General features: G+C 42.4%; 17 protein-coding genes. 10 read left to right on the forward strand and 7 right to left on the reverse strand.

The window, feature by feature from the left end:
- Positions 1-4: 4 nt before the first annotated feature.
- Together M595_RS06105 and M595_RS06110 are read right to left on the reverse strand one after the other, a co-directional pair.
- Complete coding sequence (locus tag M595_RS06105) at positions 5-868, reverse strand: DUF928 domain-containing protein (RefSeq protein ID WP_023065148.1); 864 nt, start codon at positions 866-868, stop codon at positions 5-7.
- Positions 869-1,004: 136 nt separating this feature from the next.
- Positions 1,005-1,799: a DEAD/DEAH box helicase gene (locus M595_RS06110; RefSeq protein WP_023065164.1), complete on the reverse strand. Its 795-nt coding sequence runs from the start codon at positions 1,797-1,799 to the stop codon at positions 1,005-1,007.
- Positions 1,800-1,916: 117 nt separating this feature from the next.
- On the opposite strand from M595_RS06110, the gene M595_RS06115 reads away from it, so the two are divergent.
- The 5 genes from M595_RS06115 to M595_RS32860 all read left to right on the forward strand — a co-directional run bounded on the left by M595_RS06115 (position 1,917) and on the right by M595_RS32860 (position 8,383).
- Positions 1,917-2,252 carry a hypothetical protein gene (locus M595_RS06115; RefSeq protein ID WP_023065165.1) on the forward strand — a complete coding sequence of 112 codons (336 nt, stop codon included), beginning with the start codon at positions 1,917-1,919 and terminating at the stop codon, positions 2,250-2,252.
- A 164-nt stretch (positions 2,253-2,416) separates the two neighbouring features.
- Positions 2,417-2,776: a CU044_2847 family protein gene (locus M595_RS06120; protein WP_023065218.1), complete on the forward strand. Its 360-nt coding sequence runs from the start codon at positions 2,417-2,419 to the stop codon at positions 2,774-2,776.
- Positions 2,777-2,808: 32 nt separating this feature from the next.
- Entirely contained in the window at positions 2,809-4,698 is a 1,890-nt protein-coding gene (locus tag M595_RS06125) for a VMAP-C domain-containing protein (protein WP_023065244.1), read from the forward strand.
- A complete protein-coding gene (locus M595_RS06130) occupies positions 4,695-5,720 on the forward strand; it encodes an AAA family ATPase (RefSeq protein ID WP_023065192.1) in 1,026 nt (341 codons plus the stop codon). Before M595_RS06125 ends, M595_RS06130 begins: the two co-directional genes overlap by 4 nt.
- A gap of 56 nt (positions 5,721-5,776) precedes the next feature.
- On the forward strand, positions 5,777-8,383 hold the full coding sequence (locus M595_RS32860; protein ID WP_023065259.1) for a formylglycine-generating enzyme family protein: 2,607 nt from the start codon (positions 5,777-5,779) through the stop codon (positions 8,381-8,383).
- Here the strand turns inward: M595_RS32860 and M595_RS06140 are convergent.
- The gene (locus M595_RS06140) at positions 8,376-8,573 is read right to left on the reverse strand and encodes a hypothetical protein (protein WP_023065179.1); all 198 of its coding nucleotides are present in this window, start codon (positions 8,571-8,573) and stop codon (positions 8,376-8,378) included. The two genes, M595_RS32860 and M595_RS06140, sit on opposite strands and share 8 nt — an antisense overlap.
- A 98-nt stretch (positions 8,574-8,671) precedes the next feature.
- Here M595_RS06140 and M595_RS06145 point away from each other — a divergent pair, with 98 nt between their 5' ends.
- The 5 genes from M595_RS06145 to M595_RS06155 all read left to right on the forward strand — a co-directional run bounded on the left by M595_RS06145 (position 8,672) and on the right by M595_RS06155 (position 11,685).
- On the forward strand, positions 8,672-9,544 hold the full coding sequence (locus M595_RS06145) for a formylglycine-generating enzyme family protein (RefSeq protein WP_023065234.1): 873 nt from the start codon (positions 8,672-8,674) through the stop codon (positions 9,542-9,544).
- A 38-nt stretch (positions 9,545-9,582) separates the two neighbouring features.
- A complete protein-coding gene (locus M595_RS29075; RefSeq protein ID WP_203419022.1) occupies positions 9,583-9,831 on the forward strand; it encodes a transposase in 249 nt (82 codons plus the stop codon).
- A gap of 117 nt (positions 9,832-9,948) precedes the next feature.
- Complete coding sequence (locus M595_RS06150) at positions 9,949-10,182, forward strand: hypothetical protein (RefSeq protein ID WP_071809879.1); 234 nt, start codon at positions 9,949-9,951, stop codon at positions 10,180-10,182.
- 3 nt (positions 10,183-10,185) lie between these two features.
- Complete coding sequence (locus tag M595_RS31050) at positions 10,186-10,353, forward strand: hypothetical protein (protein ID WP_023065232.1); 168 nt, start codon at positions 10,186-10,188, stop codon at positions 10,351-10,353.
- 504 nt (positions 10,354-10,857) lie between these two features.
- On the forward strand, positions 10,858-11,685 hold the full coding sequence (locus M595_RS06155; RefSeq protein WP_023065201.1) for a calcium-binding protein: 828 nt from the start codon (positions 10,858-10,860) through the stop codon (positions 11,683-11,685).
- Positions 11,686-12,442: 757 nt separating this feature from the next.
- On the opposite strand, the gene M595_RS06160 is transcribed toward M595_RS06155, so the two are convergent.
- From M595_RS06160 to M595_RS06175, 4 genes are all read right to left on the reverse strand, one after another.
- Positions 12,443-12,829: a hypothetical protein gene (locus M595_RS06160; protein WP_040483662.1), complete on the reverse strand. Its 387-nt coding sequence runs from the start codon at positions 12,827-12,829 to the stop codon at positions 12,443-12,445.
- A 101-nt stretch (positions 12,830-12,930) separates the two neighbouring features.
- A complete protein-coding gene (locus M595_RS06165) occupies positions 12,931-14,481 on the reverse strand; it encodes an HlyD family secretion protein (protein WP_040483663.1) in 1,551 nt (516 codons plus the stop codon).
- A gap of 137 nt (positions 14,482-14,618) precedes the next feature.
- Complete coding sequence (locus M595_RS06170) at positions 14,619-16,130, reverse strand: zinc metalloprotease (protein WP_023065206.1); 1,512 nt, start codon at positions 16,128-16,130, stop codon at positions 14,619-14,621.
- Positions 16,131-16,312: 182 nt separating this feature from the next.
- Positions 16,313-17,065, reverse strand: a complete 753-nt coding sequence (locus M595_RS06175; RefSeq protein WP_023065152.1) for a pentapeptide repeat-containing protein — start codon at positions 17,063-17,065, stop codon at positions 16,313-16,315.
- Between the last annotated feature and the right edge of the window lie 2 nt (positions 17,066-17,067).

The raw sequence follows: 17,067 nt of genomic DNA on the forward strand, positions 1-17,067 counted from the left end.
AATTTTATCGACTTCCACCATCAGGGGTATGAGGAATACGTTGGTCTGCTGGTCGAAAGCCGGGAGGATTATGGGGGTTAAATTGGGTGTCACTTGTGACTTGATTTGGTGTTGTATTTAGCTCCGAACTTTCAAGAGAATCTTGTGTTTGGTTTTGATAAGTTGAAGCTTCAATTAATAGCAGAGGTACATCGGCAATTTTTTCGAGTCTAACAAAATGAAGCAATTCTTTCCATTCCTGAATTAAAGTTGTATCGTTAGGATTGGTACGGCGTAACTCAAATAAAGTGTATAGGGCTTCATACCAGATTCCGTTTTGATTATAGAGATTGAAACGTTCTTGAAGGTTGGCTTTTTCTAGAGCTTGAGATAATTCATCGTTAGGGCTAATTCGCGTTATTGGTACTTCTATATAATCAGAATATACCCGAGTAGAATAAATATACCAGCGATAAGTTTTGTTGGGTTCTAAAGAAATAGATGTTTCATCTTGTTTGAGATTAATAGCTATGATACTTTCTTGAGGAGGAAGTTGAATAATAGTTTTATAAATTACACGATCTTCTTCATCTTTCAAACCCATCTCAACGGGGGAGTTGGTTAAGGATTCTTTGGGTTGAGGAACGTAAACCAATAAGGTAGGATATTCAGCAACCGTTACTCCTCCTCTCACTGGAGTTAAGGCGATTAAACTCGAACCCTCCTTGAAAACACTTCCTCCTCGTGAACCTCCTCCTTCTCGATCAGCGGGTTTTGTGGTATCTGCGGGACGGAACTGACTGAGTTGCATGGAGATATTTGCTCGAACCTCTGTCCCCAGTCCCGTTAGGCTGAGTAAGGCGATCGCGCCAATGACCTTAAATCTCATAGTTAACAATTACTTTTGATATCTTATCAATCATAAATGATTTTATGGGATTCACAATCTTACTCTAAAAAGGGCAATATTTTGTAGCTTCAGATCTGACTGTCTCAGGTTTTTAGGGTTACGGATCAAAAAGAGTCTATCGAAAACAAACAAAGATATTCCATTGTGGGGTTTCGACTAGCACCGCCTCACAAATCCCCGCATCCAGAAACTTTTGTTCCATTTGCAAGGTCTTAAAATCCCCCGTCGAGTCGGTATCAAGTTGGGTTAAATCAACCAATCCCCCCTTACCAAAATACCTCACACGGGCGAGAAAACCCAGTGACATCAACTCTTGAATAGTCGGCCCATTAACAATCGTATCAAACCATTCACCAAAGTATTGTTTATGGGGTTTGAGTCGCCAGGGGGAAGCGGTGAACCCAATTTGAATGGAATTATTCAAGCTGTTTAAGAGTTTTTTATACTCGGAATACCAGCAAATTGTATGGGCTTCATCCCCAATAACAATATCAATATTTTGTGGATGTTGGCGACGGCTAAGGGATTGAATCCCCGCTAACTGAATGGGTCTATCTCGATTCTCCGAATATCCAGCTTTGATAATGCCAATGGCTTCCGTCGGTACACCAAACCGCATTAAAGTTTTAACGGTTTGTTCGATTAAAAATTCCCGGTGCATCAGCAACAGAACCCGATGACGGGATGCCAACAAGTCGGCAATCATCGAGCAGAAGGTAGCCGTTTTCCCCGAACCTGTAGGGCTATAAACGAGGATGCGGTGAATACCCTGGTTGAGTTGATTGTAGACCTCATCCTTAATGGTTTGTTGATAGGGTCTGAGGATAATTGGGCTTTCTATTTGTGGGGAAGATAGCAAACTCAGTTGAAAATCTACGGGAATATCTCCGGGTTTAAAGGCTGCTGTCATGGTTAATGTCCTGGTAGATTCTTTTTAATTTATGTGCAGTTTTTATGAGGTTAGGGAGTGCTTGTTGGGGTAAACAATCCCATAGTGTATTTGAGGTGTATTGGGTCGCATCGCTCAATGTATGCGATCGCCACAACAAAAAAGCTCTACTGTAATTCTGTTGCTGCAAATGCACAGGGAATGCCACCAGAGCAATTTTTATCAATTAACTCTTGCCTAGACCTCAATGACCCTCCCGAATTTGAGAGACGAATTGATAGAGTCTCAGCAGGTGAGACACTTAGAAATTATGAATACCAGGCGTGGCGTTGGTATTTTGATCCCAATGCGGGACGCTTCCGAACCAAGCGAATGAGTTTTGTTTCTAACTTTCGTTTGATTCAGTATGCAGGTCAGCCATGTTGGTTGGGTCAAGTCTTACAAGCTGATGAAATGTCCGAACGTCGAGGTTAACGACCTGATTAAAATTTCCACAGCGTCGCCAATGCAGAACCCAGAACTTTTCTCCATCACAGCGATAAATTTGGAGTCCGGCACTTTCTAGTATAGGAGTTGCCAACACAAAGTAGCGTAGGATATACAGGATGAGGTGAAACTTTGCTGACAGGAGAAAGGTAATGGCGGCACGACTGGTAAAATTTCAGTTAGATGACGACGAACAATCCTTTGTCTATATGGAAGTAGATGAGAAACTTCCTATCCCTGAAAGCGTTGATGAGGATGAAGGGCTGATTGGACTTGGAGATGAGACGGTGATACAAGCCAAACAAACACTCGCGAAAGCCCTTTCTAGCATTCAGCCTGTTGCCAACGCAATTATCAAAAAAGTTAAGGATTTAAACCAACCCGCAGATGCAGTTGAAGTCAAATTTGGGGTGAAGATGAGTGCGGGACTGGGGGCGGTCATCGCATCGGGTAGTGCAGAAGTGAATTACGAGATTACCCTGAAATGGAATAACACACAGAAGAAACCCTAGCTAGACATAAACCCCAAAGTTGATCATCTGTTATGGCTTCGGCACTAGAATTAGCTGTTGTTAGAGTATTTAAGTCGGCAGGGAACATTGCTGGATCGGGATTTTTAGTTTCCCCTCAGTACATCTTAACCTGCGCTCATGTTGTTGCTTTTACGACCGAAGGAATATCTTCTAAGCAGGAAGAAAAACCAACTCAAATCATTGAAATTGATTTTCCGGTTCTTGAAATCGGTAAAAAACTCAAGACAGAAGTAGCGTTCTGGTGTCCTTTAAAAACCGATGAAAATATACAAGATATTGCGGTATTAAAACTGCTCAACCCCGATCAACTTCCTGAACGTGCCGAACCCATTAACCTAATTTTGACAGGAAATGAAAGCCTTTGGGGACATCGTTTCCGAGCATTAGGTTTTCCCGAAAAAGGGAGTAATGGAGAATGGGCAACAGGAATCTTGCGAGGACGGGTGGGCAAAGGTCGTATTCAGGTTGAGGATATCAAAGAAACAGGACTTCGTTTGGAAAAAGGGTTTAGTGGCACAGCAATTTGGGATGAACAACTTCAAGGTGTTGTGGGTATGGCAGTCACGGAAGATGGTAAACGACCGGAAGCCAAAGTTGCATTTATCACCCCAACAGACCTATTACTAAAAGTTGGAGATTTGGCACAAGTTTGTCAAGTTAATGGAAGAATTCAGAAGGCGATCGCTATATTCCAAAATTATTTTAAAAGCCTTGAGAAAGAGATCCGTTATGCTTATTATCAATCTTTGCCTCAAAATTCAATTCCGCTAAGTTCGGGTAAATCTTTATCCGAATTTCCCGAATCTCCAACTGAGATGATTCAAAATTTGGAAAATTATGAATTACTTGATAAATTCATCGGTTACTTATTTTTGCACCTCAAAGATTTGAAACATTCTCCTGAACTTCACTCACAGTTAACCCAATGGCTCAAGTTTTATTTAAAAGATGAACCTGAAAATTTTTTGAATCCTTTAAAAAAGGAGCGGGCTATTAAAGAACAACAGAGAACTGAAGCCGGAGAAAAAGAACCCTGTTTATTGGTGGGAATTTTTGAACAAAGTAGTTCTTTAGTCGTCAGGGCATGGCTGATTAAAGATGCACAAAAATATACTCCCGTCCAGATCGAAAGCTGTCATCTCCTGACTGATCAGGATAATTTTTGCATTAATGAAAAGGGCATTCTAATTAACAAAACCGCTATTTATAGCGGAAAGTCACCCCAAAATCTATCTGAACTCCTACAGTTAATTTTTGCCCAAGCTTCTTCCCTGTGCCAATGCAACGTTAAGAAAATCCAACTCTTTCTTCCCTACAGATTAATTGACCGGGAGAGAAAATCCATCGATCAATGGTCGATTGATGATAGCGTTCCCGAACACTTAAAAACTATATGGGGTGTCGAATGTGAAGTGGCAGTAAGATTCTCGGAACGTCTCAAGCTTCCCGAAAATTCAGATATATATGTCAACAAATCGAGAACAAAATGGCAAGCACTGACTGGAAAACCACGCAAACAAGCTATTGATATTTTGCATCTTTCAGATTGGGGAAGCCCCAAAAAATTGTTCAAGCAAATTAATTCGGATGATGTGGTGGCAGTCCGATTAAAAGAAGTGCTTCAAGCCTCAAAACAACAATCAATTATGGAAACTTTTTACTATGCAGGAATTCCCGTAGCACTGTGGATCAGGTCAGAAGCGGAAAGTCTGATGTGTAATGGAGAATTGGATAAAATCTGCCAGTCTTGTTGCTGGAATGAACTACCAAAGAGTATTAGAAACCAGCGCTATGAAGCTTGGGAAAAAGAAAGTGACACACACATCGGCCACTTATCATTGCTTTGGGATGATTTCAATCTCGTACCCCCTGCCCAACAACTGGGAATGTCGAAGCCATGAGTGACTGGGAAATTTTCAAACAGAATGCAGAACCTCACGATGGTATTAAAAATTTGCCACCCCCTCCCAGTTGGCGACCGTTTGGCCAGGAAAGCCAACCCGGAGAAAGTCGCCTGAAACGAAGGGGTGAAACTTTTCAGGTGCGTCCCGATGAAGTAAAAATGATCAACGCCGCTTTGTACCTGCGACGACCCCTACTCATCACTGGAAAACCGGGAACGGGCAAATCTTCCCTCGCCTACGCCGTAGCAAGACAGCTTAAACTGGGGGAAGTGCTTTACTGGCCGATTACCACCCGTACCAGCCTCAAAGATGGACTCTACGATTATGATGCCATTGGTCGGTTACAGGAAGCCAAACAGCAGGAAACCCCAAACAATCAAACCCTTTCCCCAGAAGAACGCCGAAAACAACTTCAACAAATAGAAAAATACATCACTCTCGGCTCTTTGGGAACCGCTTTGCTTCCTTCAAAACGTCCTCGGGTTCTTCTAATAGACGAAATTGACAAAAGCGATATTGACCTCCCCAATAACTTACTAACAATTCTCGAAGAAGGATCATTTGAAATTCCCGAATTGGTTAGAATCAAAGAAGAAGTTAATACCGTAACCGTTCGCACCGCCTACAGTGACGAATACGAAGAAATCACTCGCTCCGATATCAGCGCTCAAATTCACAACGGACGAATAACCTGCACCGCTTTTCCCTTCGTGGTGATGACCAGCAACGGAGAGCGGGATTTTCCGGCTCCCTTTTTGCGGCGGTGTTTGCGGTTAACCATGAAGCCGCCAACAAAAGAAGAACTCACGAGAATTGTAGCGGCTCATTTAGATGAAACAATAGCACAGGAATCACAAGATTTGATTCATCAGTTTATTGAAAAGCGGGATGAAGGAACCCTGGCAACAGATCAACTTCTCAATGCCGTTTTTATGGTTGTTAGGGGTCGCATTTCCACTAAAGATGAATTGATCGAACAAATCTTAAAAGACTTGGGCAGAGTTGAAGATGAGGACTAAATGAAGTCAGAAGTTTGAAGTCAGAAGTCAGAAGTTAGGCTGGATAAATACTGAAAATGAGCGATTCCAATCTTCATTATGCCGTTAAACGTTTAATCGACCGATTTGAAAAAACCGGACTGTTAAAACGCCTCGAACTCAGCGATGAAGATCTCGCCGATAGTATTTGGTTAGCGCTGCAAATGGGTGAGGTACAAACTTCCCAAAAACCCGAAGACAAACTAGAAACCGACCCTGACCCAACAGTTGAAATTGTAGAGGGTGAACTTCCAGAACCCCCAACGGAAACCGAACCCACCGTTTCAATTATTACCGAAGACTCCCCCCAACAAACCCCCGAACAAGCCCCCATCAAGAGTTTACCCCTGCAAGTTCCGGCCGCCCCCGCCCTGCTGAACGCGCTAGAATTGGGGCGATCGCTGCGTCCCCTGATGCGGAAAGTTCCCTCTCCAACGGGAAACGTGTTAGACGAAGAAGCAACGGTGACTCGAATAGCCGAGCGGGACCTGTGGATGCCCGTCACCCAACCCGAACCCGAGCGCTGGCTAGACTTGGAACTGGTTGTCGAAGAATCCCGCTCCGCCTTCATCTGGAAAGAAACCGTCGGCGAACTCCAACAACTGTTTGAAACTCACGGCGCCTTTCGCAACGTGCGGGTGTGGAGTTTGTTCGGTTCCGACGCCCAACCCCAATTAGTCCGGCGACATCGAAGCGGAAAACCCCGTCAGTGCCAACACAGCCACCGGGAACTGATCCATCCCAACCAACGGGGAGCCGTTATCCTCGTCAGCGATTGTACCTCAACCGTTTGGCAGAACGCCAGCATCCACAAGTGGCTGAAAACCTGGTCAGAACACGGCCCGACAACGGTGTTACAACTGTTTCCCGAATGGCTTTGGGATAGCACCCAACTGGGAACCGGACGCCAACTGTTCGGCACCGCGATCGCTCCCGGAGTTGCCAACCCTCGCCTCATCCTGGAGAACCTTCCCGCCTGGATACCCGTAGACGGTCAAAACGCCCTAGTTTTACCCGTTATCCGACCCGAACCTGAACTTTTAAACAATTGGTGTCGGGTGGTGTCCGGGTCAAGCAACGCCCGAATACCCACCTTTTTATTTGATTTGGAATTTGTTCGGGAACAGTACCAAAGCCAATCGACAGAAGTTGAAGATCAGCGCGAATATTCAGCCAAAACCCAAGTTAGTCGATTTTTAGCAACCGCTTCTGTCACTGCTCAACGACTGGCGGGAATGATGGCAGCCGCACCCGTGAACCTGTCCGTCGTCAATCTCATTCGCAAAACCCTATTACCAGAAGCCACCCCGGTTCATGTGGCGGAAGTTTACATGGGGGGACTGCTAACCCCAACCGACTCCAACGGCACCGAACCAGTCTATGATTTTCTTCCAGGCGTGCGACAGGCGTTGAACGAGGCAATGGGACGCAACGAAACCACCGCAGTCCTTGATGCCATTTCGAGTTACATCGCCAAAGAAATAGACCGACCCATTCGCAGTTTTCGGGCATTGCTGGCATTGTTGCCGGACTATGAAGAGGGAGAGCGGGAGAAAATATTACCCTTCGCCGAAGTTGCAGTCGAAGTATTGGAAAACATGGGCGGAGAATATGCCGAATTTGCCCGGGAAATAGCCGATGATGTGGAGATTTCCAACAACCGCAACAGAAAAACCGATGGCCCAGACGGTCAAGACGATCAACCCCTCCCAGAACCCCCAATTCAAACCGACACTTTTGAAGTTGCCTTTATTGAGGTTGAAGAAACCGTAACCTTTGAATTTGATGTGGCAACGTTGAAACGTCAGCCCCGCTCATCGAAGGGAAGCAAGCATGAATATGAATGGGTCATTCAAAAAGAGAAACAGCAAATCTCAGGGGTAATAGAAGACTTGGGAAATGGCATTCAACTCGAACTGGTCAGAATCCCCGCAGGTAGGTTTCTGATGGGTTCCCCGGAAGATGAATTAGAACGCTCGGAACGTGAAAGTCCGCAACATGAAGTCAATGTTTCTACTTTCTTCATGGGTCGCTATCCTATTACCCAAATTCAATGGAAAACCATTATCACTCAGGTGCCAAAAATTAAACGAGATCTTAATCCTGACCCATCCAGATTTAAAGGAGATAATCGACCTGTAGAACAAGTGTCCTGGTACGATGCGGTTGAATTTTGCGCTCGACTCTCCCAATATACAGGTCAAGTTTATCGTCTACCCAGTGAGGCGGAATGGGAATATGCCTGTCGTGCGGGAACCCAAACCCCATTTTACTTTGGAGAAATCATCACAACCGAACTCGTCAACTATCACGCAAACCACACCTACAATAGAAGTCCCAAAGGCGAGTATCGAGAACAAACGACAGATGTGGGGAGTTTTCCCGCCAATGCTTGGGGACTCTACGATATGCACGGCAATGTTTGGGAATGGTGCTTAGATGACCATCACGAAAGCTATGAAGGTGCGCCAACAGATGAAAGTGCCTGGATAGACGAAGACCGTACAGAATCAACAGGGGTAGCACTGCGGGGCGGCTCATGGGTCGACATTCCTTGTGATTGTCGTTCTGCCTACCGCGACTACTATCTTCCGCGCGACTTCATCTTCAGTTTCGTTGGTTTTCGTGTGGTGCGTGTTAGATGAAGTCAGAAGTCAGCAGATTGTAATTTGCTTTTTCCGCATAACTTTGCAACAGTCGGACAACTTTTTGAGCTTCAATCTTTTCAGTAATAGCACTCAGCAACCACTGCTCGATATAGATTTTATTTTCTTCGGCTAGACGTTCAATTTCCTTCAGCAACGTCTCCGGTAATTGTAAAGGATAATGACTCATTAGCGAACTTTCAGGCTTTGAGAAACTCTATATTGGTTTTGTGACCACTGCATCATCTTGTACATTTGTATCATACACTTGGCACGGTAATTTACACTATGGCAAAAATAACAATTCGCAAGCAAACGCGACAGGCTGAATACTATGTCGAAATGTTGGGTAATAATGTTGAACTGGCGATGGTGAAAATTCCCGCAGGAAGGTTTATAATGGGTTCGACCGAGGATGAATTGGAACGCTTAGACCGGGAAAGCCCCCAACATGAAGTTACCGTTTCAGAGTTTTTTATGGGGCGTTATCCCATCACTCAGGGTCAGTGGAAAGCCGTTGTTGAAACCACCGAGAAGATTGAACGGGATCTCAAGCCCGACCCCTCAGAGTTCAAAGATGCCTACGAAAATTATGACCGTTGGAGTCGTCCCGTTGAGCAAGTCTCCTGGTTAGATGCCAAAGAATTCTGCGCCCGATTGAGTCAAAAAACGGGCAGAGATTACCGCCTCCCAACTGAAGCCCAGTGGGAATACGCCTGTCGCGCCGGAACCGCAACACCCTTTCACTTTGGAGAAACCATCACCACAGACCTGGCTAACTATTGCGGAACGGATCGAGAAATTGGCGGCGAGACCTACAGCGGTTCCTACGGCAGAGGCCCCAAAGGAGAATATCGAGAACAAACCACCCCGGTCGGCTACTTCAAAGTGGCGAATCCCTTCGGTTTGTGCGATATGCACGGCAACGTTTGGGAATGGTGCGAGGATGATTTCCACGACAACTATGAGGGCGCACCCGATGATGGTAGCGCGTGGTTGTCACAAAATACAAAAACTACAGATACTACAGGTTATAGTAAAATCCTTCGTGGCGGCTCCTGGCTCTACTATTCGAGGCACTGCCGCTCCGCGTACCGCAGTATCAATAACTCCGGCATCGACTACCGCTATTTCGGGTTTCGTGTGGTGCGTGTCAAATGAAGTCAGAAGTCAGAAGATCTACAATTTAATAGAATACTATAGCATTAAAGTTAGTTCCTAAACTTTGGGAAGGAGCTTGGGTAATTCTGGATAATTGTTCGATTCATAAGGGAGAAAGGATTAGACAATTAATTGAGAAAGCTGGAGCTAAGTTACTGTATCTTCCGACCTATTCTCCCGAGTTTAATCCTATAGAAAATTGTTGGCGCGTCTGGGCGCCGCTCCGCAGGCACTTGAATTTAATTCAAGTGAACGGAGCGGTCAAAACTGAAAAGTATTTGGCGTAAGATTGTTGCGAGAACATATCCTGACTTATCTGAAGCTATTGAATTTGCTTTTAATGAAGTGTCTACAGAAGATATTCGTAACTGGTTTACTCATTGTTGTTATTGTACCTCATTAGATTGAAAAACGCTATAACCAAATTCATCGGCAGTAAAAGAATTGGCTGTGCGGGGATAAATGTTGATTATTTAGATGACGTTGATCAGGGGAAAATTAAACTATTAAAACCTATTTTGGAGAATACTTTAAATCAAATAGAAGCCGAAATATTGACTCTAAAAGATGATGCTGCGGGTGAAAAATTTAAGTGGCACACTTACACCGTAAAGCGCAAACGCATCGCTAAGGGATAAAAAGTGACTGATTCTAAAGTTATTGAACTGTTTAACGAACAATTTAAGGATAAAAAGAAGGAGACAAACTTAGCGATGGTTTATTCGGGTTTTTGTTGGTCAAATTCCGGTGAACTTCATTATACCGTCCCTGCATACGAAGAATATCAATATCTAAAAGTGGTTGAATAAATTGAGGGAAAAAAACGCCACCATCATATTAAGAATTACGGCTCTAAAACCGAACGAGGGTCTTATGCCAACAGCCCCGACTATCAGGAATGGGTGGAAAAATTTGCCGCCAGAGACGCCATGCGGGAGTTGACCAAGATGGCAAACCGCATAAGAGATTTGTTATCTGACTCTTGAAGACAATCTCCTGAAATTCCCGATAGACAAGGGTTTGTATCGGTTTCCTGTTTGTTCTAGCAATTTACAATTTACATTTACTAGAACAAATAGATAGCAATTTCCCGCCTAAGTTTGGGTGTCAAGTCCCGGTGTGGTGCGTAACGGATGTTTCAGTGATTTCGCTTGAATGCTTGTCAAGACCTGCTCAAATATTGAAAGCTGCAATATTATCTAGATTGCCCTCAGTCACAGTAACGCTAGTTTTGCCTCAAGTTGCTTTACCCATTTTGCTGATGATATACAATCTAGGGCAGAGAAAATTGAGAAAGAATCAAAAAACAGCTTATGACTAGTAATTTTGTTGATGTTGGCTTTGTAGAAGCGGGCTTTGCTGGCGAGGTTGATCCTGCGCGTCAAGTCGCATTCGGAACAGAGCTAAATGATTTAGTTGGTTTTCCTACTTCTATACGAGATAGTGATGGTGTAGAGTCCAATGCAGATATTAGCCAACTAGAAATCTCACTGCTGGATGGAAACGATACTTTAAATGGTTCCAATGTCGATACATCTGCGGTCGGGAATGGAACAGCATTAATTGTACTGGGTAATACAGGTAATGATAACCTGACGGGAACAAGTAGTACCGATAGTTTATTTGGTGGCCAGGATCAAGATGAGATTGATGGTTTTGGCGGCAACGATCAGGTTTTTGGTAATCTCGGTGATGATACCCTAGCGGGGGCGCTGGGAGATGACTTTGTATTTGGCGGCCAAGGTAATGATGTTGTTTCTGGTGGCCCTGGGAATAACGTTGTATTTGGCGATTTGGGGGATGATACTTTAATTGGGTCAACGGGTGTTGATACCCTCACAGGGGGACCTGGAGTGGATCGATTTTTCATTGCCGAACTTCCCAACACCACTGACCCGGCTGCTGTGAGTTTAATTACAGACTTCTCCACTGTACCCGGAGAGACAGATGGAATTCAATTTATTGTTCCCTCTGTTGCGTCGTTCATTTCCATTAGTCCTCTACAAACAATACAAACAAGTGGTGGCCCAATTGAAGGGTTCTTGATTTCTGATATTACTGGAACAAATGCCTTATTAGTGGTGCAAAATAATCCTAATATTACTCGTCCCCTAGAGATTAACGACTTTCTCAATTTTTAAGAATAACGAGAGCTACATCTACTTACTTTAGCAAAAACACAATTGCAGACATACAAAGCGTATCAAGCCTCAATCTTCATATTCTTTGTGTCTCTGTAATGGTGTAGCAATCCGATCCCAATTTTTTAAAAATCTCATCTTGAAGGAAACAGTAAGCTATTAAGCATTTAAACTGTGATACGATGAAGTAAACTTAAATCAGTAATTAGGTTAGTAATTGGGTCAAGAGGCTTGCCCCAAATGACTTAAAGCCAGAACAAAAAGAAAAGCTGCTTTTGGAATTAAAGCGAGAAGATAATAGCGGAATTCGAGAAATAATTCTAATTCTACTCTTGCTGAATAATGGAAAAACGCAAAAAGAAATAGCAGAATTTTTAGGAATTTATGTAGATAAGATCTGCTATTTGTGTGGTGGGGGGTTGAGTAGCAACTGATACTGTTGATCAACTTAACAAAGGAGAGAGTATTCGCGTATATAGTTTGCGAATACTTCCGGATAATTATTGGGATGAGGAACGCTTGTCATAACCAATATTCAGCAAAGCCTGCTCTAAAGTAGGGGTAAAGCCGAGATATGTGCAAACTAGGACATGATGTAAATTTTTATAAAAGTTGGAAAAATTAACAGGACTAAAACTTTACCTTATTCGTTCTCTTTTCGGTAATATTTTAATCTTAAATCCTGAATTTTTTTAGTGCATACAAAATTGTAATAGTGAGTCGATTAAACAGAAATTTAGTTACTCTGAATCTCCTATTATTTAGCCACGTTATCTTTAAACCATTGTTCAAGATTCGGGTTGATTTTCTTCCACATAATTCCATAATAGGACGGACGTTGACATTCAATAACTATTATTACGATGCCAATTAATAGCCCTATTGTTCCCCATAGCACAATGCTTAATTCATACATTAATCCTACGAGGCAAATTAATACATATAAAGAAGCCCAAATTAATTCAGGTATTCGGGAAACTCTAAATACATTGCAAAATAAAAAGAATTGAATAGCTGAACTCAAAATCATTAAAGATAATCTTTCATGTACTGACCACAAGCGAAAGCTCAACAAAGCAATACAGATGGCAAAACCTGTATCTACAATAAAAAGTCGAAACCCTGGACTAAATTTTGCAGTCATTGTATTTATGGATAACGAATTTATAACTATTTTATCCCTAAGTAATTATTTAATGTTACAATTTTTTGTTTTAGTTTGTTGTAACATTAAAGGATATAAGCTTACAGTTTCCACCAGGGAAATAACTTAAAGAACTCCCGCGAAACTTTCTGATAAACCCGCAGTTGGGGAGTTTTAATATGGGCGACTCCTTCTAACCCCGGTTGCAGTTGGCGGTCATCATTATCAATCGTAATCCGAATTTGCAACACCGAGTTTTGTCCCGACTCGTCGGATTTAATCACAGGTTGAATATCTTCTATTTTAGCTTGATATTGGTCTACCGTCGCCTGACGGGGTTTAAACGTTACGGGTAGGCTTTGATGAATTAAATCAATTTCCTCCTGTTGAATTTCAACCAACCCGGTTAAACTCGATAAATTAACAACGTTCAAAATTTCTCGTCCCGCTTCCAAGGTTTGGTTATTCAATAAATCCAAATCCGTTGTTGTAATTGTACCGGATACTGTGGCTTGAATTGCTAACTGTTGCTGTTGCTGTTCTAAACGGTTGAATTCCGCTGACTGCTGGGATAATAAATACTGTTTGTCCGCAATTTCCGCCAGTGAAGCATCTACTTCCCGCTGTGCCGATATTCGTTCAATCGTTTTTTGTTCAACAAAGTTTTCCGCTTCTTCCAACTGTTGTTCTAAGCTTTCAATAATTTCATTAACTCCTTCCGACTTCACCCCGATTTGCTGTCGGCGTTGGTTAATTAACTGTTGAGTTTGTAAAATCTGGTTCTGTTTTTGATTAATTTTTTGTTGATAAGTTTCTATCGAATTTTCTTCCCTTTTTATTTGAGTTTTTAACTCGGATGCTTGCACTTCTAAACTCATTAATTCTGGAGAAGCCGAACCAATTAATCCTTCCGTTACCAATCCCTGTCGCTTTTCTAAAGCCGACTCAACAATTTCTAATTGCTCATTTAATCCTTCAATATTATTCTCAATTCCAATAATTTCATTTTCTAACCCCGCCCTTTCATTTTCCAGTCCCAAGATTTGGTTTTCAATCCCTTTAATTTCGCTTTCAATCCCCGCTTGTTCCCGCTCTAACGCCCTCATTCTTGCCGCCCCCGAAGAAAATTGTGCTTGATTTAATTCTTGCCGTTTACTGTTCCTTTGTTCGAGGGCAATTGATTCTAAACTCTTGGCAACTTCCAGGCGGGTTTGAGCCAATATTAATTGCTGTTGAGCCGAATTAACTGCGGTTTTTGCTTCCCCAATTTTTTGTTGTGCTGCTGCTTTTTTATCCTCCAAACTGGAACTCGAAACTGTTGCTAAAATATCTCCGGGTTTTACCGTTTGATTTGAACGAACGTGCAGGGTTAACGTTCCCGTTTCCGGCATTGTAACCGATTGACGTTCGCCGACTGTTGGTGTAATAATTGTTTTGCCGCTAATCGAATGGTTGACTGGAATCATCCCAATTCCACCCAGTCCCAATATTATAACTCCCCAGGCTATCCATTGCCTTGGAAAGGTGGATTTTTTGGGAGTTTGTTCAATGGGAGCTTGAACGGGTTTCTCTTGGGGTTTGGCAGGTTCAGGAACCGCAGGCGGAACGACTTTTAGACGGGGTTGGGAGGAGTTTTTGGGTGTAGAAGTCATGGGAGTTGAATCAATAAACAACAATTCAAAATTTAAGTAAAAACTTTTTAGTTCAATGAATTTAAAATTAATTTATAATTTGAACTAACAAGATAAAAAATCAATAATTATTACAGTGTTTGCCCGATAAACACCAATTAAGATTTTGGTTCGGGTAAAACTGAATAAATTCCCCAAATCAACAGTAAAATTAAACTCAGGGTGGGGATATTGGTAAATGACCAATCTGCAACTCGCAACAGCAGAAACCCAAACACAAAGTAGATGTATACCAAACTAAAGGGAGCGTAACAGGCTAATATTAATGTGTCCCGTCGATTTTCTAAGTTAGGTTTTCCGGTGAAGAATTTTTGGTACAATTTAAAAGAACGGCTTCTGAGGTTGTTAATTCCGGTTGTTGCCGAAGCCAGATAGTAGCCGTCAAAACGGGCTAAAGGGTTGAGGTTCAATGCAACGGTAAATAAAGCCGCAGTCATCAATAAATAGCTGGTTGTGTGTAGCCAACTGCTCGGGTTTGACCAATTCCACAACAGCAGTGCGATCGCCGAAATGGTAAACTGTACTAAGACCCCGGCTGCTATCACCAAAACCCGTTGATGGCGTTTCACCAAACAGTAACTATCTGTGGTATTAGTATAAGCGGCAGGCATGAACATCATAATTAACAACCCAATTTCGGGTACAATACCCCCATATTGTTTTAGGGTGAAAGCGTGTCCGAGTTCGTGAAGGGTGACGACAAACATCGCCAAAAGTCCAAAGGGAACCAACATTGAACCCCCCGCATTGCTTAACAGTTGAAGTCCCGTGTAGAGAATTTCATCTTTTTGAGAATAGCCAATAGTGGCGGAAGTTATGATAAATATTGTGAGTAGAAAAGCAACAGGTTGAGTCCATATCCATCGCAGTTTGTTGATATGTTGGCTTAACCATTTGTCGGGGTTAAACAGGGGAATGCGAAAGAATAATAACTGCATGGGGTTAAACTTGCGTTTGGGTGGTTTTGGGGGTTTAGTTCCCTCCAACATTGCAGTTACCGTTAGTTTTTGCAGCAGCAGTTTGATGTGAGTTTGAGATACACAAAATTCCGCAGCGACAACCGAAACGGGTTGATATTTGAGTTGGTCTATAATGGTTTTGTCTTGCTGTCCGACTTGCAGAAATTTAACGTCTTCGGGGTTGCGAAGTATCCAATAACCTTCGGGGTGTTCTATCCAGTGAACGCAGTCTTTTAGTTTGAGTAAGATTTTTTCTTCATTCTCCCCCTTTTTTAAGGGGGGTTGGGGGGGATATTCTTTTTCATTCTCCTCGTTTTTTAAAGTTGAGTTATTGGGATATTCTTCCCCGTGATCCCAAGCTAAAATTTGCAGTGCTATCAGTTTTTGTAGAAGGTTCGATACAAAATCTTCGGGGAGATGATTGAATTGTTTTTGACAGGCTTTTTGAACCTGCGGGATTGTAAATTTTCCGATAAAGTGCCGCAGTGCAAAACCTTCTTCGGGGGTTAACTGATGAGTGATTGAACTGTTTTTGGCTTTGAGAAGGATGGAGTTGGAGGTTTTGGTTTGGGTCAATTTCCAATAAGGCGTTAAGTCGGGTAAGATTAACTCGGACTCATCGGAGTGAACCCTTTGACCGTTTGATTTCATGGTGAATAAGTAGATGCCTTGTGTTTATTTTATTCGCAAGTCTAGGGATTAATCAATCCGTAATGTTAACGATATTTGCAGTTCAATAATTTTCGGTTTCCGTAAAAATACTGAGGTTTGATAGTTGATAGTTTTGGGATGAGGCTGGATTCTATATGGGCGTATGCAATACGCCCCTACGGTTAAAATACCAAATCCAGATCATTTTTTTTAAAATTAGAATTACATTGAGGATTGTCAATATCTTCGCCCCAAGATAGAGGATTATTTTGAATATATTCTCGAATCTGATTCAATCCTTTTTCATCTCGGATAATTGATTCATAATAATTCCGTTGCCAAATCGGAATAGAATTGTTGTTACAGCATTGATTAATTCGCCTTGTGACAGCCCCTTTAAACCCACCAATAAACGAAGCCAAAGAATTACCCTGACGCCGAAATCCCCCCCGTAGGGGCGTATTGCATACGCCCGTATTAGATAATTCCGTATTAGATAATTCCGTATTAGATAATTCCGTATTAGATAATTCCGTATTAGATAATTCCGTATTAGATAATTCCGTATTGGATAAACCCGTATTAGATAATTCCGTATTGGATAAACCCGTATTAGATAATTCCGTATTGGATAACCTATCCTCAGATTTAATCTCCAATCCCGATTGAACAATCCATACAATTACGTGTAAATGATTTGGCATAATAATCCATTCATCCAATTTTATATTGGGTCGCATTTGAGCCGATTTTAACCATTCTTGTTCGACAATTTTACCAATTTGATTGAGGTGCATTTGGGCTTGACGAATTTCTCCAAACCAACATTGTCGTTGATAGGTACAGAGGGTAATAAAATAAGCTCCGGGTTGCGAATAGTTATATCCTTTGAGGCGAATAGAGCGTCGGTGATGGATTTTTGGATTGTATTTCATGA

The sequence above is a fragment of the Lyngbya aestuarii BL J genome, from assembly GCF_000478195.2.
Classification (GTDB): Bacteria; Cyanobacteriota; Cyanobacteriia; order Cyanobacteriales; family Microcoleaceae; genus Capilliphycus; species Capilliphycus aestuarii.

Excerpts from the sequence above, each read along its gene's own strand:
- M595_RS06105 (WP_023065148.1), bottom strand. The coding sequence starts at position 868 with ATGAGATTTAAGGTCATTGGCGCGATCGCCTTACTCAGCCTAACGGGA.
- M595_RS06110 (WP_023065164.1), bottom strand. The coding sequence starts at position 1,799 with ATGACAGCAGCCTTTAAACCCGGAGATATTCCCGTAGATTTTCAACTG.
- M595_RS06115 (WP_023065165.1), top strand. The coding sequence starts at position 1,917 with ATGTATGCGATCGCCACAACAAAAAAGCTCTACTGTAATTCTGTTGCT.
- M595_RS06120 (WP_023065218.1), top strand. The coding sequence starts at position 2,417 with ATGGCGGCACGACTGGTAAAATTTCAGTTAGATGACGACGAACAATCC.
- M595_RS06125 (WP_023065244.1), top strand. The coding sequence starts at position 2,809 with ATGGCTTCGGCACTAGAATTAGCTGTTGTTAGAGTATTTAAGTCGGCA.
- M595_RS06130 (WP_023065192.1), top strand. The coding sequence starts at position 4,695 with ATGAGTGACTGGGAAATTTTCAAACAGAATGCAGAACCTCACGATGGT.
- M595_RS32860 (WP_023065259.1), top strand. The coding sequence starts at position 5,777 with ATGAGCGATTCCAATCTTCATTATGCCGTTAAACGTTTAATCGACCGA.
- M595_RS06140 (WP_023065179.1), bottom strand. The coding sequence starts at position 8,573 with ATGAGTCATTATCCTTTACAATTACCGGAGACGTTGCTGAAGGAAATT.
- M595_RS06145 (WP_023065234.1), top strand. The coding sequence starts at position 8,672 with ATGGCAAAAATAACAATTCGCAAGCAAACGCGACAGGCTGAATACTAT.
- M595_RS06155 (WP_023065201.1), top strand. The coding sequence starts at position 10,858 with ATGACTAGTAATTTTGTTGATGTTGGCTTTGTAGAAGCGGGCTTTGCT.
- M595_RS06160 (WP_040483662.1), bottom strand. The coding sequence starts at position 12,829 with ATGACTGCAAAATTTAGTCCAGGGTTTCGACTTTTTATTGTAGATACA.
- M595_RS06165 (WP_040483663.1), bottom strand. The coding sequence starts at position 14,481 with ATGACTTCTACACCCAAAAACTCCTCCCAACCCCGTCTAAAAGTCGTT.
- M595_RS06170 (WP_023065206.1), bottom strand. The coding sequence starts at position 16,130 with ATGAAATCAAACGGTCAAAGGGTTCACTCCGATGAGTCCGAGTTAATC.
- M595_RS06175 (WP_023065152.1), bottom strand. The coding sequence starts at position 17,065 with ATGAAATACAATCCAAAAATCCATCACCGACGCTCTATTCGCCTCAAA.